The organism is Bacteroides sp. 14(A), assembly GCF_000526555.1.
Taxonomy (GTDB): Bacteria; Bacteroidota; Bacteroidia; order Bacteroidales; family Bacteroidaceae; genus Bacteroides; species Bacteroides cellulosilyticus.
Genome location: NZ_JAGH01000002.1, coordinates 1409242 through 1431247 on the forward strand (window position 1 = coordinate 1409242; position 22006 = coordinate 1431247).

Sequence of the window (22006 nt, forward strand, 5' to 3'; positions counted from 1 at the left end):
TTCTGTTTTTATTTGGTTACCATAATTTTAAATGTCTCTTTACCGATGGTTACGATGTAGAAGCCCGGTGCGACGGGGAGGGAGATTGATGACTGTGTCAATATCCGATGCTCAATGACTTGTCCGGTGACATTGCAGACCCTCATTTCATCTCCCGGTTGCGCAGATATTAAGATTTGTCCGGCTCCTGCCGTCACTTGGGCGGTATTCGTGTCCTGAGTTTCTTCTACTCCGGTAATGGTACGGGTAGTCAGACGCAGTTCGAAGCGGTCGGTGCAGAAGCCGGCTTCTGTCGTAAAGGTATAGCTGTCGAGGTCGAGACGCGTTTTGCTTCCTGTCAGCTTATCTGTTAATATCACTTCGTCGGCTGTAACCGTGGCGTCTGCCAGACTCAGGGTATATGTGCCGGCTTTTCCTGCGTAAATGCCTACGGAGACAGTTCCGTTGCTCAACGGTCGTTCGTTGATGGCGTAATATCTGCCAGTAGCGTCCAATGTGAAGAGTTGTGGCACGTCTTTGTCGTCGCTCATGAATTTGGCGGCGTCGCGGGACATTTCATAATCCATGCTTGCTTCGGGATTGATAACTACACGGGTACGGTCGGTATAAGTGTCATCGTTCAAAGTGAAATTGAAGACGGTACGGTTCGGCGAAACGGTGGAACGGGTCGTGGTGCGTTGGCGTACAGTGGCATTCAGTTGGCGGCCTTCGGCAGAGAAACTGATTTCTTTCATTTCCACCGGCTTCTGAATGAAGAATGCCTGCATCGGACTGAGTATGTAGTTATCGTCTTCGGTTGAGACAGCGGTGTAAGTCCGGTTACGGGTGTCCCATATTGTAATGGGAGAGGTGTAGTCCATGTAATAAATGTCATAGAAGCATGGATAGGGGTTGCCTATGAAGTTCCAGCTGGCATTGTGAGCGAACTCGGAGGCGTACTCATTCAGTGTTCGTTTTAAGGCATTGCCAGAGAAGAGCCGGTTCTTGTTGTCATTGTTGATGGCTTTCAGAGTGAGTTGGGTTTGTTTGTTGGCTTGGATGATATAGCCGGTTCCAGCTTGTAACGTTCCGTCAGCGGGTACGTCTTTCCAGTTGCCGGTTTCACCGTTGGCTCGTGCTTTACCGTCATAGTAGCGGATGACAAAGAGGGCATCGTTGTCCACTTGCATATCTGCCCTGTTCACATCGAAAGGAAGCGTGATAAACTGCCAGTACTCTCTTTTCAGATTCAACTTGTAGATGACACTGTCGGCACGCATGGCTCCGGACTCGCTGAGCAAGTTCGTATAAACGGGGTTGCGGTAGGACCAATTATTGTCGTCATATCCACTAAGAGTGTGGCTTTGGGTGTACTTCTTCATGGAGAGTGCATCGGTGCCTCTGACGGTCAGTTGGCCGTTATCAAATACCGATACAGTTGGATTGTTTTTGAAGCGGATGTCTGCCGCTATAACCAGTTCGCCGGGCACGTTGATGAGGTCTGTTTCATAATTCAGCGGATTGATTGTAGGAAATGCATCCCAACCTGGGGCCAGTTTATAGCTGTTTACGGACCAGAAAGGCACCAAGAGTTCTGTATTGGATTTATCTACACCATAGAGAATATCATAGTCGTTTTCTAATGTAGGCGGTACGGATGCCAGGCAGGTAACTTTCTTGATATTGTGACATTCATAAAATGGATGATAGCAATAAGTCAGTGAAGCGGGCAAAGTGATTTCTGTCAGACTTGTGCAACGACGAAAGGCTTGATCTTTTAATGTTGCCAGAGTTGAGGGAAAAGATACTTCTTTTAATGCAGTACATTGATAGAACGCATTGTAATCTATATTTATGAGTCCTTCGGATAAGTTTGCCTTCTCTAATACTGAACATTGATAAAATGCATAGTGTGAGATGTTATTCAGATTGGCCGGGAATTTTACTCGTTGCAGTGCGGTGCAATTGTAAAAAGTTCCGGGGGAGATATTGGTTACATTAGCGGGAAATTCAATATTTTCCAGACTTTTACAATCCTGGAAAGCATACTCCTGAATTTCCGTCAGACTTGTCGGCAATTTAATTTCTTTCAGCGAGAGGCATTGCTCAAAAGAATGATCTTTAATACTCGTGACCCCTTCTGGTATAGTTATTTGAGTCAATCCGTAGCATCGGTAAAAAGCATATCTTCCGATACTTTTTAGAGTAGCAGGGAGTTTTATGTCAAGTAATGCGGCTCTCTCGTAGAAGAAACTCTCGGGCAATGATTCTATGGTGGCTCCCGTCATGTCAATAGAAATCAAATGGGTGGTTCGTTGTTTTATTTGATAAAAGTCGTCGTCATTTAGTGGGCCGTTTATCACTAATTCGTTTACATCGGTTACATAATCCACCTGTTTAAGGATTTCTTCTCCTAAAGTTCCGGCTGCGGTCAAGGTTACAGTTACTTTTCTCGGAGTATTCCCATTGATTACTATTAAATTTGACCAATTAGGGCTTTTGGAGTAAACATCTCCGCTACCTTCCGGCACATAAAATGTTTTCGTATAGTTGAATGTCTGGTTGAATATTTCCGGAGGGGTTTTGCTTTTTAACGTACCGGTATGCAGACGGATACAGTCGTAAAAGGCGTATTGGCCGATGGTGGTCAGTTTTTCTGGGAATACGACTTCCTGCAACAATTGGCATCCCCTGAATGCTTCGGAGCCGATTGTTTTTAAACTGTCTGGTAAGACGGCTTTGGTAATCTGATTATAATCGAATGCTAACTCACCTATATGGGTAGTTATGGTTGGCAACTTTAGCTCTCCCGAAAGGGCACATTCTGAAAATGCCTGTGTTAGTATTGTTGTCAATGTTTTTGGAAAAGTGACCTTTTTCAGATTCGAACATCGGTCAAAAGCATATTCCCCTATGGTTTCTACGTTATCCGGAAGAATGATTTGCTGTAAAGTTGTTTTGCTCTGAAGTCCCGAACTTGGAATTTTATTGTCCGGTATGATTACTTTTGCTATGTTTAGGTATATTAAGTTGGGCATATTGTTCTGGATAAATCTAAAATCGTTTCCATTCAGGTTTCCCGAAATGGTGATACTGTCACAGTTTGCATCTTGTATTAAAGAATTCAGTTGCCCGGCAGTAGGTACTTCTACTGTGACATGGGTTGCTGATACTTGGTTCATGAGCGCCATTCCGATAATGGCCGTTAATAGAGTAGTAATTTTTTTCATAAGCCATTTAATTTATGATGTTGAAGTAAAATGTTGTATATGCTTATTAATTAATCATTCAGGTCTGCCGTTTTCGCTCCCATTTTGAATGATTTTGCTACAAATATTATAAAATATATTTAAAGAAACAAATTCTTTGAGTGGGTATTTGGGAGGCAAAAGGAATGAATTGTTATACTAAAATATCTTATATTTCCATTTAGTTTCTACTTTTCTATGTTTATCCTCTATTTGGGCAACTTATCTTTTTTTTATGTTTTCGGAAAATATTTCTGTTTGGTTACAGGGTAACCACATCCCAATGAAATTTCTTTTAATTTCTCACCTGTTATATACTGCCGTTAAACTGTGACTGGCAGAAGGATGAACGTTATCAATGCTGGAGTGCTGACAACTTATTGGAATACTTTATTGAAGCTGAACTTCTTTTCCCCGCATGAAATAAATGTGATAACTTTCCCCGCTTCATATTTATTCGTACTTTTGGGGTGCAAAATATAAATAGATGATTCTTATGAAAACTGGAAATGCTTGTTTTTTGCTATTGATGTGTGTAAGCCTCCTGTTTACAAGTTGTGGAAACTCTCAGAGTAAAAAGGGTGAAGAGAATAAGGTGGGTGATGATAAGGATGCTCACGGTTGTATAGCTTCCGCAGGGTATACCTGGAGTGAGGTTCTGAAAGACTGCATCCGTCTTTGGGAGAAAGGAGTACGTGTAGCCGATGTGGCAGATAAAGAAAAAGCCGCCTATATTGTTTTTTCGCCCGATTCGCTGCAAGTAGAACTCTTCTTTTCTGACGACCGCCCGAGCGAAATACTGGATCGCCGCTCTTTACCTTCGGGGGGATACGCATGGAATGTAGAGGATGATGATACGAAGAATGTCCGTCTGGAGAACGATAAATGGACTATTAGTCAACGGGGAAATCTGATTTATCAGCAGGTGGAGGAACCGTAATAGGACCTTTGGAATTTCTGAATTATGGAAAACTTTGCTGCCATAGACTTTGAAACAGCCAACGAACAGCGTACCAGCGTGTGCAGTGTCGGCATAGTAATTGTGCGGGAAGGAGAGATTGTAGATACTTATTATAGTCTGATCCGTCCCGAACCGGAATATTATACCTATTGGAACACGCGTGTGCATGGATTGACACTGGCGGATACGGCAAAAGCTCCGATATTTCCCACCGTATGGCAGGAGATAGCGCCACTTATTGAAGGATTACCGCTCATAGCCCATAATAAAGGTTTTGATGAGAGTTGTCTGAAAGCCGTTTTCAGAACTTATAGCCTAGATTATCCCGATTATGAATTTCATTGTACCTTGAGTACGGCACGAAGACGGATCAAAGGTTTGCCCAACTATCAGCTGCATACGGTAGCTGCCTACTTTGGTTATGAGTTGGAGCAGCATCACCATGCATTAGCCGACGCTGAGGCCTGCGCCTGGATTGCCCGGGAAATAATAGAATAACAAAGAAAAAGAATACGAATATGGATTTAGCATCACTTACCGCAAAAGTTTGCCGCATTGCTATGGATGCAGGAAGTTTCTTGAAAGAAGAGAGAAAAACTTTCCGCAGTGAAAGCGTGGAGAAGAAACATGCGCATGACTATGTGTCTTATGTAGATAAAGAGTCGGAAAAACAGATTGTTGCTGAACTTTCCGTTTTGTTGCCGGAAGCCGGTTTTATTACGGAAGAAGGTTCGGCAGTGTATCAGGATGAACCTTATTGTTGGGTAGTGGATCCGTTGGACGGGACTACAAATTATATCCATGACAACGCGCCTTATTGTGTATGTATAGCTCTTCGGTCTAAAGAGGAACTCTTGATCGGAGTAGTGTATGATCCCTGTAGGGATGAGTGTTTCTATGGCTGGAAAGGTGGAGGTGCGTATGTGGATGGCCAGCGGATACAGGTTTCCAATGTGCAGCAGATGGAAGATGCTTTTCTGGTAGTTGAATTGCCTTATAACTCATGTCAATATGCCCGTACGGGAGAACATCTGATACATAATTTGTATGGTAAGGTTGGTGGTATCCGTATGACTGGTTCTGCAGCTTTGGCAATATGCTATGTAGCCGCCGGACGTTTTGATGCCTGGGCGGAAGCTTTCATCGGCAAATGGGATTATTCGGCTGCCGCATTGCTGGTGCTGGAAGCCGGCGGCCGGGTGACTGACTTTTATGGGAATGAGAATTTTATAGAAGGGCATCATATTATTGCCACGAATGGATATCTGCATCCTATATTGCAACAACTGATACAAGAAGTCCCTCCGTTGGGGATGTGACATAAAGAAACAGCCTGATGAAAAATACTGTGAAATATTGGTTCGGTCCTTTGTTCCATCTTTTTTTTCCACGCTGCTGCGCAGTTTGCGGAGCATCACTTATAGAGGGTGAGGATACTATTTGTACTCGTTGCAATATAGATATGCCGCGTACGAATTACCATAAAATGAAGGATAATCCTGTAGAGCGTATGTTTTGGGGAAAGTTTCCTCTGGAACGTGCCACCTCTTATTTCTTTTATCGGAAAGGAAGTGATTTCCGCAGGATTCTGCATCAATTGAAGTATGGTGGAAGGAAAGAACTGGGAGCGGTGATGGGACGTTGCATGGCGGCGGAATTACTGCCGACCGGCTTTTTTGAAGATGTAGATGTTGTCATTCCCGTACCTTTGCATCCCCGTAAACAGAGAGCTCGTGGATATAATCAAAGTGAGTGGATTGCCCGTGGCGTGTTTCAAGTGACAGGGATACCTGTAGATACTTCTTCCGTGATCCGCGAGAAACATACCAATACACAGACCCGTAAATCGATTTATGAGAGATGGGAGAATGTGGAAGGTATTTTTAAACTCCGCCATCCGGAACGATTAGTAGGGAAGCATATTCTGATTGTGGATGATGTTTTGACTACAGGAGCTACAACTACTGCCTGTGCTGATGTATTTCGTGAGATAGGAGGGATACGTATCAGTGTATTGACATTGGCGGTTGCGGAAGCTTGATGAAGATAACTAAATAATGAAAACAAAAAAGGTTCGCCATAATGACGAACCTTTTTGCTCTTCCTCTTGGACTTGAACCAAGGACCCTCTGATTAACAGTCAGATGCTCTAACCGACTGAGCTAAGGAAGAATTTGCATTTAAGTTTTTCGCTCTTCCTCTTGGACTTGAACCAAGGACCCTCTGATTAACAGTCAGATGCTCTAACCGACTGAGCTAAGGAAGAATGTTGTTTTTTCTCAAATGCGCTGCAAAAGTAATAGGATATTTTGAAATATGCAATATCTTTGCAAAAAAAATATCGAAATGGACAAAATAATTGGAATGGGCAATGCCCTTGTTGACGTTCTTGCTACTCTCAACGACGACCATATTCTTACTGAAATGGAATTGCCCAAGGGAAGCATGACCCTGATTGATGAAATGAAACTGCTGATAATCAATGAATGTTTCAGTGAAATGGAAACAGAATTGGCTACTGGAGGCTCTGCCGGAAATGCAATTCGTGGTATGGCATGCCTTGGTGCGGGAACAGGATTCATTGGTAAGGTTGGTAATGATGCTTATGGAAAATTTTATCGGCAAAGTTTGTTGGAACGGGGAACGGAAGCAAATTTATTAGTTTCTTCTGAGTTACCTTCGGGGGTAGCTTCTACTTTTATATCACCTGACGGGGAACGTACTTTTGGTACTTATTTGGGTGCCGCCGCTACATTAAAGGCTGAAGATCTTTCGCGGGAGATGTTTAAGGGGTATACTTATTTGTTCATAGAAGGTTATCTGGTGCAGGATCATGATATGATACTTCGTGCCATTGAACTGGCAAAAGAAGCCGGATTACAAATCTGCCTGGATATGGCAAGCTATAATATTGTGGAGCAAGATCACGATTTCTTCTCTTTATTGATAAACAAGTATGTGGATATTGTGTTTGCCAATGAGGAGGAAGCAAAAGCATTTACGGGTAAAGAACCGGAAGAAGCATTGGATGTGATTGCTAAAATGTGCAGCATCGCTATTGTGAAGTTGGGTGCCAGAGGATCGCTCATTCGTAAAGGGACAGAGGAAGTGCATGTTCATGCTGTCACTGTGGATAGAGTGATAGATACGACCGGTGCGGGTGATTATTTTGCAGCCGGTTTTTTGTATGGACTGACTTGTGGATATTCATTGGAGAAATGTGGCAAGATAGGTTCTATCCTTTCAGGAAGCATCATCCGGGTGATTGGTGCAGAAATGCCTGCCGAGTGGTGGGAAGATATTAAAACGAGAATCAGTGAACTATAATAAATAGGATATGAAGAAAATACTGAAAGTACGCTGGATAACTACCTTACTGTTAGTAGTAGGTGTAGTTGTCTTTTTTAGTTTCAAGAGTGGTGATAGCCGCAGTTTCCAGATTGCAAAGAACCTGGATATATTCAATTCCATCGTGAAGGAATTGGATATGTTCTATGTAGATACATTGGACCCGAATAAGACAATACGAGAGGGTATCGATGCGATGTTGTATTCTCTGGACCCTTATACGGAATTTTATCCGGAAGAGGATCGGAGTGAGTTGGAACAAATGCTTAAGGCTTCTTATGGAGGTATAGGTTCCATCATCCGATATGAGCCTAAATTGAAGCGTACAGTAATTGTGGAGCCTTACGAAAATATGCCTGCTGCCGAAGTGGGATTGAAAGCAGGTGATATCTTGCTTGAAATAGATGGAAAAGATTTGACCGGAAATACGGATGTGAGCAAAATACTTCGTGGACAGGTAGGGACAAGTTTCCAACTGAAGGTTGAGCGTCCCGGTGAGGCAAAGCCATTGGATTTTACAATTGTCCGTAAAAACATCCAGTTGCCGTTTATTCCTTATTACAGTAAGTTGGATAACAATATCGGTTACATCAACCTGAGTACTTTCTCAGGAAATCCTTCCAAAGAGTTTAAGAAGGCTTTTCTTGATTTGAAGAAGCAGGGCATCACTTCATTGGTAATTGATTTGCGCAACAATGGCGGTGGGTTGCTGGAAGAGGCTGTAGAGATAGCCAACTACTTTCTGCCCCGTGGTAAGACGATTGTAACAACGAAAGGCAAGATAAAACAAGCAAGTAATACGTATAAGACCTTGCGCGAACCGTTGGATACAGATATTCCTATTGCTGTATTGGTAAATAGCGGTACTGCTTCCGCTTCGGAAATCCTGGCGGGTGCATTGCAGGATTATGACCGTGCAGTGATTGTAGGTAACCGCACGTTTGGGAAAGGTTTGGTGCAGGTGCCGCGTACATTGCCTTATGGCGGTACGATGAAGGTGACTACTTCCAAATATTATATTCCCAGTGGTCGTTGCGTACAGGCAATAGATTACAAACATCGTAACCCGGATGGTAGTGTAGGGCGTATTCCTGATAGTTTGACTACAGTATTCCATACAGCTGTCGGACGTGAAGTGCGTGATGGCGGTGGTGTGACGCCGGACGTTGCAGTGGAACAAGAAAAGTTACCTAATATTTTGTTTTATCTGGTAAATGATAATCTGATCTTTAATTATGCTACTCAATATTGCCTGAAGCACCCGACAATTGCTTCTCCCGAGAATTTCGAAGTGACGGATGCTGATTATGCAGAGTTTAAGGAAATGGTGAAGAAGGCAGATTTTAAATATGACCAGCAGAGCGAGAAGATTCTGAAGAATTTGAAAGAAATGGCAGAATTTGAAGGTTATATGAAAGATGCTTCCGAAGAATTCAAGGCTCTTGAGCAGAAACTTAGTCATAATCTGGACCGTGACTTGGATTACTTTGCAAAAGATATCAAGAATATGATTGCTCAGGATATCATTAAGCGTTATTATTTCCAACGTGGTGGTATCATACAGCAGTTGAAAGATGATGATGATTTAAATGAAGCCGTGAAAGTGCTGGGTAACTCGGAGGAGTATAAGAAAATGCTGAGCGTACCGGAAACTACGGTCATAAAAGAGAAGGGGAAAGAAACAAGCTTGGTGAATTTTAATTCATACCGAAAAAGCAGTCTGATGATTTTTGACTATGTAGTGTAGGTTATAGTTTGTAGCTTCTTAAAATAAGTAACCGGATAATTTTACGGCCTATCTTTACCTTTCCGGAAAAGATAATCCATAAAGTTATCCGGTTTTTTGGTGGAAAACAATTACCTTTGCTGGCAGGTTACTTGTAAATCAATATATATGAGAGTATCTCTGTTGCTATTTTGTATATTTTCTCTTTTTAGTAGCTTATCACGTGGTTCCTCTATTCCTTTTTCTCCCATCGTGAGGAGCTATTCCGTATCAGATTATAATGCAGGTATTCAGAATTGGTCTATCGCTCAAGATGATAGGGGAGTTATGTATATTGGAAATAACAAAGGTCTGTTGGAGTTTGATGGAAATAGCTGGGAACTTCATGAATTACCTTCCAGGAACATAGTACGCTCTGTATATATCGGTAAAGACGGCAAGATATTTGTGGGCTCTTTCGAAGAGTTCGGATATTTCGAACGTAATTCATTGGATAGCCTTGTGTACCACTCTTTAAAAGATGAAGCGAAAGATTTCCGGTTCCATAATGATGAAATCTGGACGATTACGTCGGCACATGGGGAGATTGTATTTCAATCTTTCGGTTCTCTGTTCTTTTATGACGGGCATACTGTGAAGGGGATTCGTACAAAAACTCTTCCTTTGAATTTATTTCAGGTAGGTGATACGGTTTATTCTCAACAGATAAACGGAGGGCTTTTTGTTCTTGCAAAGAATGGGCTGGAAAATCTGATTGAACGAAAATCATTGGGCAACAGTGATGTGGTGGCAGGACTTCCGTATAATGATGGCGTTTTATTCCTGACACAAAAGAGTGGCGGTTTTGTTTATCAAAGCGGAAAGATACTGAAGTGGCATACAGAATGTGATGCCGAGCTTGAAAAATACTCTGTGAACCGGGCTGTAATGACCAAAGACAGTTGCTATATTATCGGTACGCTTTCTAATGGGATTTATGCAATAGATAAAGAAGGACGTTTACTTTGGAAGGAGAATACGGACAGTCGCTTACAGAATAATACCGTATTAGGACTGTATTGTGATGCCGATAACAATGTTTGGGCAGCTTTGGATGAAGGTATAGCCTATATACAAAATAACTCCTTGGTATATTATTATGAGCCTCCTTACCGGAAAATAGGAATGGTCTATGATGTGCTGGTGAAAGAGGATGAGGCTTATATCGCTTCCAATCAAGGACTTTACCGGATTAGGAACAGAGTCCCCGAACTTGTTCCGGGACTGGAAGAGCAGGCATGGTTTGTTGGTGAATGGGGAAAACAGATTTTATGTGGACATAATAAAGGAACTTTTCAGATATCGGGTTCGCAGGCATCGCTGATTTCGGATGTGAGAGGAGCGATGTGCATGAAAGAAGTCAATCTGGAAGGACGTTCGTTCCTATTGCAAGGTACCTATACGTTTCTGAATTTATACAATGAGGAGTCTTCGGGCATCTGGAGGTTTCTGCGGTCGTTAGGCGGGTTTACCCACATGGTGCGGGAGATCGAGATGGATCCCCAGGGGAATATCTGGGTGAAGCATTTACGGAAAGGATTATTCCGTTTTCGGATTAATCCGGATCTGAAACGGGTAGAAGATGTCAGAACCTATATGGAACTGGGTGATGTGAAAGATGGGGACTTCTCTTTGTTTAAGATCAATGGACGGGTTGTTTTTTCAAATGGGGAAATGTTTTACACTTACGAAGATATGAATGATTCTATTATTCCTTATGAATCGATGAATGAGCAATTGGCGGATTTGAAAGGAATACATAGTGTGAGTCATGCAAAAGGCAATTTGTACTGGTTTGTAAACAGCAAGATGGCATATTTGGTGAAATGTGAAATGAATGTTTTCCGGATTGAACATAGAATTCCGTTTTCTTTGTTTGATGGTTTGTCTATAGAGGAGAGAGCAGCGATGGTTTATGACAAGGCGAGTGGCAGTTCTTATCTCTGTTTGAATAATGCTGTTGCCCGGATTGATTCAGATAGTTCTCTTTTGTACAAGTCCTCTATTAGGCGCTCTTTGTGGATATCGGCTATAACGACTGAGTCGGAGTGGACGGGAAAAATAAAAAGATTGTCGGTGCAAAAAGAGAATAAGATTGATGCAGATTTGAATACCGTATGCTTCTCTTTATGCTATCCGGTTTATAATGACTATACTTACAAGGTAAGGTATAAATTGGAAGGACTGTCCGATCAGTGGGTGGAAGGTGACCGCAGTCTGCAGAAGAAATATACCCGTTTGCCATTTGGGTCGTATGTTTTTAAAGCTGAGATTTATAATGAGAATGAAGTATTGGCATTGGTAACGCTACCTTTTGAAGTCTTGAGACCTTGGTTTCTATCATATTGGGCTATCACCGGTTATGTTCTGATTGGGCTGTTGTTGTTATTGTTGTTGCAATACATCGTTTATCAGTCTGTGAAGAAGAAGAAAGACAGGGTGATTGAACAGCAACGCATTACCCATCAAGCTGAGATAGAAATACAGGAAAAGAAGATTATCGAATTGGAGAAAGAGCAACTGGAAGCTGATTTACGTTTTAAGAGTAAAGAACTGTCCGGAGTTGTGATGACCAATATTGCCCATCAGGAGTTTTTGAATTCGTTGAAAGAAGAAATACAACAACAGAAGTTATCAGGGCAGTATACGCGGAAGAATCTGGATAAGCTCTTGGTATTGATTAATCAAAGTATCGTTTCGGATGAGGAAAACTGGAATATGTTCCAGGCGAATTTTGACCGGATACATGAGAACTTCTTCCGAAACCTGAAACAACAGTACCCGGATCTGACGGCGGGTGATTTACGTTTCTGTGCTTTACTCCGCTTGAATATGCCGACAAAAGAAATTGCCAAGCTGCTGAATATATCGGTGAGGGGCGTAGATGCGGCAAGATATCGCTTGCGTAAGAAATTTAATCTATCTCAGGAAGATAGTCTGACGGATTTTATGATTAATTTTAAATAGTTGATTATTAACGTTATAATGTGAAAGGAAGTACTAAAATAGTACCTCCTTTTTTTGTGTTTTGCACTAAAGGTACTTTTGTTGTAGCTCTGTATTGTGGCAGTTTAAGGTGCTTTCTCTTTATTTGCAGCGAAATCATTTTTCTCCAAAAATAATAAAGAATGAAAAGCATGAGACAATTAATCCTTAAGGTACAATCGTTTTTAATTTTATTGGTGCTGGTATCTGCCAATGTGCAAGCACAAAAATCTCCTGTCGATATGGATCGCTTTATTGATGATCTGATGAAGAGAATGACGCTGGAAGAGAAAATCGGCCAGTTGAACTTACCTGTTACGGGTGAAATAACCACCGGGCAAGCCAAGAGTAGTAATGTGGCTAAGCGTATCCGTGCCGGTGAAGTGGGCGGACTCTTTAACTTGAAAGGCGTGGAGCGTATTCGTGACGTTCAGAAACAGGCAGTAGAAGAAAGTCGTCTGGGTATTCCTCTTTTATTTGGTATGGATGTAATTCATGGATACGAAACTGTATTCCCTATTCCTCTGGGATTATCCTGTACCTGGAACATGAAAGCTATTGAAGAATCTGCACGTATTGCTGCTATCGAAGCCAGTGCTGATGGTATTTGCTGGACATTCAGTCCGATGGTGGATGTTTCCCGTGATCCCCGTTGGGGACGAGTTTCCGAAGGGAATGGTGAAGATCCTTTCTTGGGAGCGGAGATTGCGCGTGCTATGGTACGTGGTTATCAAGGGAAGGATATGAGTAGTAATGATGAGATTATGGCTTGCGTAAAGCACTTTGCTTTATATGGGGCATCAGAAGCAGGACGCGACTATAATACAGTGGATATGAGTCATCAACGTATGTTCAACGAATATATGTTACCTTATCAAGCAGCCGTGGAAGAAGGTGTGGGTAGTGTGATGGCTTCATTCAATGAAGTGGATGGTGTACCGGCTACCGGAAATAAGTGGCTGATGACCGATGTACTTCGTAAGCAGTGGAACTTTGATGGGTTTGTTGTGACAGACTATACCGGTATCACTGAAATGACCGATCATGGTATGGGGGATACACAAACAGTTGCAGCCTTGGCTCTGAATGCAGGTGTTGATATGGATATGGTAAGCGATGCTTTTACAAGCACACTTAAGAAATCTTTGGAAGAAGGAAAAGTTTCAGTAAAGGCTGTTGATGCTGCTTGTCGCCGTATTCTGGAAGCTAAGTATAAGCTGGGTCTTTTTGATAATCCCTATAAATATTGTGATATAACCCGTCCTAAAAAACAAATCTTTACGAAAGAACACCGTGCTATAGCCCGTAAGACAGCTTCGGAAAGCTTTGTTCTCTTGAAGAATGAGAATAGTGTACTCCCTCTGGCAAAGAAAGGTACCATTGCTGTAGTAGGTCCTTTGGCTGATAGCCGTAGCAATATGCCGGGCACGTGGAGTGTGGCTGCTGTGATGAACAAATATCCTTCTTTGATTGAAGGTCTGAAAGAAGTAGTGGGAGGCAAGGCTAAAATTCTTACGGCTAAAGGGAGTAATCTGATGAGTGATGCCGAATACGAAGAACGTGCTACTATGTTTGGCCGTACCCTGCATCGTGACAATCGTACAGATAAGGAACTGCTGGATGAGGCGCTTGCTGTAGCTGCCAAGTCTGACGTGATTGTTGCTGCTTTGGGTGAGTCTTCCGAGATGAGCGGTGAAAGTAGTTGTCGTACAGATCTCGAAATGCCGGATACGCAACGTGCACTTTTGCAGGAATTGTTGAAAACCGGCAAACCGGTGGTATTGGTGTTGTTTACCGGTCGTCCGTTAGTATTGAATTGGGAGCAGGAAAATGTACCTGCTATTCTGAATGTGTGGTTTGGTGGTAGTGAAGCTGCTCTTGCCATTGGTGATGTACTGTTTGGAAATGTAAATCCGAGTGGTAAACTTACTGCTACTTTCCCGAAGAGTGTAGGACAGATTCCTTTGTTCTATAATCATAAGAATACCGGTCGTCCTTTGCCTCAAGGAGCTTGGTTCCAGAAGTTCCGTAGCAATTATCTGGATGTAGATAACGAACCGCTTTATCCGTTTGGATATGGCTTGAGCTATACTACTTTCTCTTATAGCGATATTACATTGGATAAATCGTCCATGAATATCAATGGAGAGATTACGGCAACTGTAACGGTAACCAATACAGGTAAGTATGACGGTTCGGAAGTAGTGCAGCTATATATCCGCGATCTTATAGGCAGTGTAACACGTCCGGTGAAAGAACTGAAAGGCTTTGAAAAAATCTTCCTGAAAGCCGGTGAATCCAAACAAGTGTCTTTCAAGTTAACAGCTGATATGTTGAAGTTCTACAATTACAATCTGGATTTTGTGTGCGAACCGGGCGACTTTGAAGTAATGATAGGTGGTGATAGCCGTGATGTGAATAAGGCCCTATTTTCGCTTCAATAAGTATCTGCTTGGTAGTAGATAGATAAAGAACGAATACAGAAACTTTATTAAAAATAAATGTCTGATAACTAATTAGTTCTGCGAGTATGTAGTAGTTATAAAGTAGTACCATGTTTAGGCGTGGTACTCTTGTGGTAGTCTGTTTTTTGACTTAAATCAATTATTGCTATACGTTTGCAGAGTAATTTTAAATCAATACAAAATGAAAAGAAATCTATTAATTACATGTGTGATGTTACTGTTTGCTGTCGTTTCGATGGCGCAGAACAAGATTACAGTTTCGGGTGTCGTTACAGATAAGACAGGCGAAACTGTTATAGGTGCTTCTGTTCGGGTAAAAGGACAGGAGAATATGGGAACTATTACGGATATCGACGGAAAATACCAGATTCCTGGCGTACCGGCGAATGCCACTTTAATATTCAGCTATATTGGTATGAAGGAACAGGAAGTGGCGCTTAATGGGCGTTCTACAGTGAATCTTATGATGGAAGAGGATAGTCAGCTCATTGAAGAAGTTGTAGTAGTAGGTTATGGTAGCGCCAAGAAGCGTGATTTGACCGGTTCTATTGTAACGGTGAAAGCTGCCGAGATTGCTTCAAAACCATCTACCAATCCTTTGGCTTCTATTCAAGGTAAGGTCGCTGGTGTGCAGGTTATCAATACAGGACGTGCCGGGCAGGATCCGGAAATTCGTGTTCGCGGTACAAACTCTATCAATGGTTATACTCCTTTATATGTAGTGGACGGACTGTTTACGGATAACATCAACTATCTGAATACAGCGGATATTGAATCTATGGAAATCCTGAAAGACCCTTCTTCCTTGGCTATTTTTGGTGTGCGTGGTGCTAATGGTGTTATTATCATTACTACTAAGAAGGCGAAAGAAGGTAAGACTCAGGTCAGTATTAATGGTTCGGTGGGTTGGAAAAAGGTTACAGACCGCGTTAGCCTGACTAATGCAGAGCAGTTCAAAATGCTTTATAATGAACAACGCATGAATCAGGGTGGCGATCCGTACGATTATACCGTATGGAATGCAGATACTGACTGGCAGGATGAGATGTTCCAAACAGGTTTCCTTACTAACAATACGGTTAGCATTACAGCTTCGGGAGATAGAAGTAAGTTTTATCTGGGCTTGGGATATGTAATGGAAGAAGGTTCCATCAAGAGTGAAAAGCTGAATAAGTTTACTGTGAATTTGCATAGTGAACATAAAGTGACCGACTTCTTACGTTTTGGTTTCCAGGTGAACGGTGTACGTGCATTATATCCTGATGCAAAAGGTGTAGGCTCTGCTTTGAAAGCAGCTCCGATTGCTCCTGTTTATGATACGGAAAGCGGTCTTCTACATACTCTTCCTGATTTTCAGCGTGCTCAGGTTTGGAATCCTATGATTGAGCCCGTGTTGAGAGGTGCTCATAATAAATCTGCAAATTATCGTATGGCAGGAAATATCTACGGAGAACTTGATTTGATGAAGAATCTAACCTTTAAGGCTACTTTCTCCCTGGATTATGCTTCCAGCCAGTCACGTTCTTATTCTCCGCTTATTTATGTGTATAACCCGGATGTAGAAGGTGGTAAAGAAAGATTGACGGATAAAGAAAGTATCAGTCAGTCGAAGTCTACATCAATGGCAGCACAGTCCGATTATGTATTGACTTATATTAATCAGTTTGGTGATCATGGTTTAACTCTGACTGCCGGTCTTACTACGAATTATAATGAATATTCCGATTTATCGGGTGGCCGCAGTCAATTGCCGGGTTATGGTGTTTCCATTGGCGAAGATATAGATAAGTGGTGGATTACTATGATTGATGATGCTACATCAGCTACTAATGGTGGATCCCAATACAAACGTTTTACAATGTCTTATCTGTTCCGTGCATTGTATAACTATAAAAATCGTTATTTGCTGAATGCTTCTTATCGTCGTGACGGTTCTTCCGTATTTAAGAGAACAGGAAATACATGGGATAATTTCTATTCATTCGGTGCCGGTTGGGTTATGAGTGAAGAGGCATTCATGAAGAAACAGAATGTAATCGATTATCTGAAGCTGAAAGGTTCATGGGGTGTTTTGGGAAGCCAGAATACAGGAGGTTCCCACTATCCGGCCTACCCTAATATAACAAGTTCGGGTTCTGCTGTCTTTGGTGATAATGTTATTGCAGGTAAGGGACCGGATAAACTGATTTCACAGACATTGGGTTGGGAGCGTAACTATTCATGGGAAGTTGGTTTTGATATGCATCTGTTGGATGGTCGCATGCAGATTTCTCCTGTTTATTACAATAAGACAACCAAAGACTTGCTGACAAGTGTTCCCGGTCTTTCAGGTACGGTTCCTGCATTGCAGAATACAGGAGAGATTCGTAACCGTGGTTTTGAGTTGGCAGCATCCTGGAGCGATAAAATCGGTGAAAACTGGCGTTATGGTGTTTCAGCCAATCTAACGACTATTGATAATGAGGTCGTATCATTGATAAGCAAGGATTATTCAATAATTAATGGCGTTTCCCGTGTATCTGAAGGATATCCTATCGGCTACTTCTATGGATACAAAGTGGCAGGTGTTTATCAGAATGAAACCGATATCGAAACTTCAGCACCTAACCAGGTAGCTTCTGTGAAGCCGGGCGATTTGAAGTTTGCCGATGTAAATGGTGACGGTATTATCTCAGAGAAAGACCGTACTATGATTGGTAATCCTACTCCGGATTTTACTTATGGTTTTAGCGTAAATCTGGGTTACAAGAATTTTGATTTGAGTGTAGATATGATGGGTGTTTATGGAAATGAGGTTTATCGTAACTGGGATAGTAGTGCTTATGCACAATTCAACTATCGTACAGGGCATTTGAACCGTTGGCATGGTGAAGGAACATCCAACTGGGATCCGATTCTTGATCCATCCCGTTCTGTAAATCTGGAGGCTTCTTCTTACTATGTAGAAGACGGAAGTTTCTTCCGTATCCGTAACATAGAGTTGGGATATACCTTTGATCCCCGTTTGTTGAACCGCATTAAACTGCAATCTTTACGTATCTATGGTAATGTGCAGAATCCTAAAACATGGAGCCGCAATACCGGATATACTCCTGAAGTTGGTGGTAGTGCAACAGCGTTTGGTGTAGATGGTGGAGGTTATCCGATGCCTGTAGTTTATACATTAGGCTTTAACTTATCATTCTAAACATGAAATCTAATAAAAGAAAAACGATCAGTATGAAAAAGATATTTTATTATGTGATGGCTTTGGCACTGGGATGTTCCCAGATGTCATGCAGTGACCTGTTAGATCAGAAACCGCAAGGAGTATTGACTGAAGATGACCTGACTGGTGGTACTTATGAAACACAGATTTTTAACATGTATGCCTTGCTTCGTGGTTATCATATTGTTTCCGGAAATACGGCGTTGGCTATTCATGGTATGCGTTCGGAAGATGCGGAAAAGGGTAGTACACTATCTGACGGATCTGCAACAGGAAAAATGTTTGATGATTTTGAATATGCTGCAAGTGACGGCATGATAAAAAGTTACTGGAATGCTAATTATACCTTGATTCATAAAGCAAATGATGTATTGGAGGAGATGAAGTCGAATCCTTCATTGACAGGCGGTGACTTAGTTAATAAGGGAGAGGCTTTATTGATGCGTGCTTTCTGTTATTTCAATTTGGTACGTGCTTTTGGCGAAGTGCCCTTGATTGATTTTAAAGTAGGGAGTGTAGCAGATGCCAATATTCCCAAATCTTCTGTAGATCAGATATATACTTTGATTGATGAAGATCTGACAAATGCAGAATCTTACTTGCCGAGGACTTGGGAAGCACAATATGTCGGTCGTCTTAGCTGGGGAGCGGCTCGTGCCTTACATGCCCGTACTTATATGATGCGTAATGATTGGAACAATATGCGTGCGGCAGCAGAGGACGTTATTTCTTCCGGTTTATATAATTTGAATACACCTTATGAAGATATTTTCCGTGAGAAAGGTGAAAACTGTGGTGAGTCTGTTTTGGAACTTCAATGTACTGCTACTGCTGCTCTTCCGGGATCCAACGAAATTGGTAGCCAGTATGCTCAGGTACAGGGCTGCCGTGGGGCCGGTGAATGGAATTTAGGTTGGGGCCAACATACTCCTACTCAATTATTGGCTGATGCATTCGAAGAAGGTGACCCGAGAAAGGATGAGACTTTATTGTATTTTATTAGAACAGGAGAAGATCCTTCGACCATTCCTGCAAATAAGCCTTATGGAGAAAAACCGGTTGCCAATGCCGATGTGATAGCAAAGTACTTTAATAAGAAAGTGTATACAGATCCGGCTTTGCGTGAAAAGTATACGAAGAGTGGGTATTGGGTGAATATTCGTCTGATCCGTTATTCGGATGTCGTACTGATGGCTGCGGAAGCTGCTTGCGAACTGGGTGATAATACAAGTGCAAGAAGATATCTTGAGATGGTACGTGCCCGTGCCCGTGGTACGAATGCTAATATCTTGCCGGAGGTTACCACTGATAATCAGAGTGAATTGCGGGAAGCTATTCGTCATGAACGCCGTGTTGAGTTGGGTATGGAATTCGATCGCTTCTATGATCTTGTACGTTGGGGAATAGCGAAGGAAGTACTGCATGCAGCCGGAAAGACCGGTTACCAGGATAAGCATGCATTGTTGCCTTTGCCTCAGGACGAAATTGACAAATCAAATGGCGTGTTAGTTCAAAACCCTAATTATTAATTCATATAGTAATGACCATGAAAAGATATATTAATTTATTGTTGGCATTTTGTGTGTCAGCACTCACTTTGCAATCTTGTTTTCAGGATATGGATCATCCGGCTTTTGATTATCCGGATAGTTCTGCTCCCAAAGTGTTCTCACCAATGAAATTGTTCTTGCCTTTTGAGAATGATATGCGTGATAAGGGTAATTACACCTTCCTCATGAGTGCCGGAGGGGATATTACTTATACTGATGGAATCAACGGACAAGCTTATCAAGGTACAAAAGATACGTATCTGTTAGCCCGTGTTCCTTCTTATCTGACCGATTCTATACCCGATTTAGGAAGTTGTACGGTGGCTTTCTGGATGAAAACAACGAGAAATACTTCCGCATATGGTGTCTTCAGTATTCCTAATACCAAGACTTTCTGGGGTAACTTTGATATCTATCTGGAAAATACAAGTAGTGAGACCCAGGCTTTCTTCAAGATGCATCTGTATAACTGTACATCCGTGAAGGACAATGATGAGAGATGGGTAGAAGCTAAGATAGACAATGTTTTTGGTACCGAATGGGTTCATATGGCATTTGTTTATGATGGTAGTAATTCGACAGTAACAGTTTACCGGAATGGTGAAAGTGCATTTACAAAAGAGCTGCCCGGTTATGGAAAGCTTAAATTTAAAGATTTGGGTACATTTGCTATCGGAGCATTTCAGTTTAGCACAAAACCCAGTTTGACAGAAGGTGCAGGAGCACAGAGTTGGGCATCCAATTTTCCGGGACAGTTAGACCAGTTCCGTTTCTATGACAGAGCTATATCTGCTTCTGATATCAAGCAACTTTATTCAGGTAAAGAATGATGACCGTTAGAAATAGAGTGAATATGAGAGCTGTTTATTTCATACTGTCCTTATTGCTGATTTCTTGCAGTAAAGATGATGCTTCGGAAGCACCCGGAAAATTTGAACTGCAAAGTATATCCATTGGTGAGAAACAGGATCAGAGTTCCTTTGAAAATGTAGCTCCCAATGCCAGTATTGTGCTTACATTCACAGATGCAGTGGATGAAGCTACGATTCAGAGTAATATCATATTGAAACTGAATGATCAGGCGGTGGCGTATGATTCAAAACTACAGGGAAAGGATAAACTCTCATTGACTCCAACAGGTGGCTTTAAAAGTTTTTCCTCATATAAACTGGTGATCAATCCGGGGGTGAAATCCACTTCCGGAGTATCTCTTACCAATGGCAAAGTCTATGAAATCCGTACAGGGATGGATGATTCGGATAAGTTTGATCGCATTCCTGACGAGGATTTATTAACTTTGGTGCAGAAACAAACTTTTAAGTATTTCTGGAACTTCGGTCATGCACATTCCGGTATGGCATGCGAAAGAACAACTTCCGGTGATGTTGTTACTACCGGAGGAACAGGATTTGGAGTGATGGCGATGCTGGTAGCGGCTGAAAGAGGATTTGTAACCCGACAGGAAGCTCTTGAAAGAGTGCAGAAGATTGTAACTTTCCTGGATAAAGAGTGTACGAGTTATCATGGAGCCTATGCACACTGGATTAACGGTGCAACTGGTGAGACAAAGCCATTTGGTGATAAAGATGATGGTGCGGATCTGGTAGAAACCTCTTTACTTTTCCAGGGACTACTTGCAGCACGTGCATACTTCAAGGACGGTTCGGAAGCTGAGAGTAAATTGTGTTCTGATATAACCCGCCTGTGGGAAGCTATTGAATGGACTTGGTTTCAGAAAAGTGGAGAGTCTGTTCTGTATTGGCATTGGAGCCCGAACTATGGATTTGAGAAGAATCTTCCGATCAGAGGTTGGAATGAGTGCCTGATAACTTATGTGCTTGCAGCTTCTTCTCCTACTCATCCTATCGATAAGGCGGTTTATGAAGCTGGATGGGCAAGGAATGGCGGTTTGAAGAATGGTAATACCTACTATGGATACAAGCTTCCGCTGGGAGCTGATAAGGGTGGACCGTTATTTTTATCTCAATATTCCTTCTTGGGCATTAATCCGAAAGGACTGAAAGATCAATATGCTGATTATTGGGAACAGAATCAAAACCATACTCTGATCAATTATAATTATTGTAAGGAGAATCCTAAGGGATATGCTGGTTATGGAGCCTCTTGTTGGGGGCTGACAGCTAGTGATGGTGATAATGGTTATTCGGCACATTCACCTACAAATGATAAAGGAGTGATTGCTCCTACGGCTGCATTGTCTGCATTTCCTTATACTCCGGAAGAGTCGATGTCTGCATTGCACTTCTACTATTATAAGATGGGTGATAAACTCTGGAGAGATTATGGTTTCGTAGATGCTTTCAACCTGACAGCTAATTGGTATGATAACCAGTGTATAGCTATCGACCAGGGACCAATCATTTGTATGATAGAAAATTATAGGACAGGAATGCTTTGGAATTTATTCATGGCTATTCCGGAAATTCAGCAGGGAATGAAAAAGTTAGGCTTTGAAAGCCCTGCACTAAACTGATAA

General features: G+C 42.0%; 13 protein-coding genes and 2 tRNA genes. 12 read left to right on the forward strand and 3 right to left on the reverse strand.

All coding sequences use genetic code 11. The annotated features are described in order from the left end of the window. Positions 1–8: 8 nt before the first annotated feature. Entirely contained in the window at positions 9–3209 is a 3201-nt protein-coding gene (locus K429_RS0112615; RefSeq protein WP_026367150.1) for a leucine-rich repeat protein, read from the reverse strand. A gap of 514 nt (positions 3210–3723) precedes the next feature. On the opposite strand from K429_RS0112615, the gene K429_RS0112620 reads away from it, so the two are divergent. From K429_RS0112620 to K429_RS0112635, 4 genes are read left to right on the forward strand one after another with little or no spacing between them, the layout of a single operon-like run. Then, positions 3724–4167, forward strand: coding sequence for a hypothetical protein (locus K429_RS0112620; protein WP_007219393.1), 444 nt, complete (start codon positions 3724–3726; stop codon positions 4165–4167). A gap of 24 nt (positions 4168–4191) precedes the next feature. After that, on the forward strand, positions 4192–4686 hold the full coding sequence (locus K429_RS0112625; protein WP_007211865.1) for a 3'-5' exonuclease: 495 nt from the start codon (positions 4192–4194) through the stop codon (positions 4684–4686). A 20-nt stretch (positions 4687–4706) separates the two neighbouring features. Next, entirely contained in the window at positions 4707–5507 is an 801-nt protein-coding gene (locus K429_RS0112630) for an inositol monophosphatase family protein (protein WP_007211866.1), read from the forward strand. Positions 5508–5524: 17 nt separating this feature from the next. Beyond that, positions 5525–6229 (forward strand): ComF family protein, encoded by a 705-nt coding sequence (locus tag K429_RS0112635; RefSeq protein ID WP_007219395.1) that lies wholly within the window; start codon positions 5525–5527, stop codon positions 6227–6229. Between the two features lie 57 nt (positions 6230–6286). Here K429_RS0112635 and K429_RS0112640 read toward each other — a convergent pair. Then, positions 6287–6360, reverse strand: a tRNA-Asn gene (locus K429_RS0112640). A gap of 20 nt (positions 6361–6380) precedes the next feature. After that, positions 6381–6454: transfer RNA gene (locus tag K429_RS0112645), tRNA-Asn, on the reverse strand. 80 nt (positions 6455–6534) lie between these two features. Here K429_RS0112645 and K429_RS0112650 point away from each other — a divergent pair. The 8 genes from K429_RS0112650 to K429_RS0112690 all read left to right on the forward strand — a co-directional run bounded on the left by K429_RS0112650 (position 6535) and on the right by K429_RS0112690 (position 22003). Next, positions 6535–7515, forward strand: a complete 981-nt coding sequence (locus tag K429_RS0112650) for an adenosine kinase (RefSeq protein WP_026367151.1) — start codon at positions 6535–6537, stop codon at positions 7513–7515. A 10-nt stretch (positions 7516–7525) separates the two neighbouring features. Next, positions 7526–9283 (forward strand): S41 family peptidase, encoded by a 1758-nt coding sequence (locus K429_RS0112655; protein ID WP_007211869.1) that lies wholly within the window; start codon positions 7526–7528, stop codon positions 9281–9283. A gap of 147 nt (positions 9284–9430) precedes the next feature. Further along, complete coding sequence (locus K429_RS0112660; RefSeq protein ID WP_026367152.1) at positions 9431–12268, forward strand: triple tyrosine motif-containing protein; 2838 nt, start codon at positions 9431–9433, stop codon at positions 12266–12268. 170 nt (positions 12269–12438) lie between these two features. Beyond that, positions 12439–14730: a beta-glucosidase BglX gene (gene bglX / locus K429_RS0112670; protein WP_026367153.1), complete on the forward strand. Its 2292-nt coding sequence runs from the start codon at positions 12439–12441 to the stop codon at positions 14728–14730. 202 nt (positions 14731–14932) lie between these two features. Further along, on the forward strand, positions 14933–17938 hold the full coding sequence (locus K429_RS0112675) for a TonB-dependent receptor (protein WP_026367154.1): 3006 nt from the start codon (positions 14933–14935) through the stop codon (positions 17936–17938). A 32-nt stretch (positions 17939–17970) separates the two neighbouring features. Further along, positions 17971–19488 (forward strand): RagB/SusD family nutrient uptake outer membrane protein, encoded by a 1518-nt coding sequence (locus K429_RS0112680; RefSeq protein ID WP_007219437.1) that lies wholly within the window; start codon positions 17971–17973, stop codon positions 19486–19488. A 17-nt stretch (positions 19489–19505) separates the two neighbouring features. Further along, positions 19506–20339 carry a LamG domain-containing protein gene (locus tag K429_RS0112685; protein WP_026367155.1) on the forward strand — a complete coding sequence of 278 codons (834 nt, stop codon included), beginning with the start codon at positions 19506–19508 and terminating at the stop codon, positions 20337–20339. Beyond that, the gene (locus K429_RS0112690; protein WP_044096647.1) at positions 20336–22003 is read left to right on the forward strand and encodes a glucoamylase family protein; all 1668 of its coding nucleotides are present in this window, start codon (positions 20336–20338) and stop codon (positions 22001–22003) included. Before K429_RS0112685 ends, K429_RS0112690 begins: the two co-directional genes overlap by 4 nt. Positions 22004–22006: the final 3 nt, after the last annotated feature.

Coding starts and splice junctions, on each gene's coding strand:
- K429_RS0112615 (WP_026367150.1), bottom strand. CDS start 3,209: ATGAAAAAAATTACTACTCTATTAACGGCCATTATCGGAATGGCGCTC.
- K429_RS0112620 (WP_007219393.1), top strand. CDS start 3,724: ATGAAAACTGGAAATGCTTGTTTTTTGCTATTGATGTGTGTAAGCCTC.
- K429_RS0112625 (WP_007211865.1), top strand. CDS start 4,192: ATGGAAAACTTTGCTGCCATAGACTTTGAAACAGCCAACGAACAGCGT.
- K429_RS0112630 (WP_007211866.1), top strand. CDS start 4,707: ATGGATTTAGCATCACTTACCGCAAAAGTTTGCCGCATTGCTATGGAT.
- K429_RS0112635 (WP_007219395.1), top strand. CDS start 5,525: ATGAAAAATACTGTGAAATATTGGTTCGGTCCTTTGTTCCATCTTTTT.
- K429_RS0112650 (WP_026367151.1), top strand. CDS start 6,535: ATGGACAAAATAATTGGAATGGGCAATGCCCTTGTTGACGTTCTTGCT.
- K429_RS0112655 (WP_007211869.1), top strand. CDS start 7,526: ATGAAGAAAATACTGAAAGTACGCTGGATAACTACCTTACTGTTAGTA.
- K429_RS0112660 (WP_026367152.1), top strand. CDS start 9,431: ATGAGAGTATCTCTGTTGCTATTTTGTATATTTTCTCTTTTTAGTAGC.
- bglX (WP_026367153.1), top strand. CDS start 12,439: ATGAGACAATTAATCCTTAAGGTACAATCGTTTTTAATTTTATTGGTG.
- K429_RS0112675 (WP_026367154.1), top strand. CDS start 14,933: ATGAAAAGAAATCTATTAATTACATGTGTGATGTTACTGTTTGCTGTC.
- K429_RS0112680 (WP_007219437.1), top strand. CDS start 17,971: ATGAAAAAGATATTTTATTATGTGATGGCTTTGGCACTGGGATGTTCC.
- K429_RS0112685 (WP_026367155.1), top strand. CDS start 19,506: ATGAAAAGATATATTAATTTATTGTTGGCATTTTGTGTGTCAGCACTC.
- K429_RS0112690 (WP_044096647.1), top strand. CDS start 20,336: ATGATGACCGTTAGAAATAGAGTGAATATGAGAGCTGTTTATTTCATA.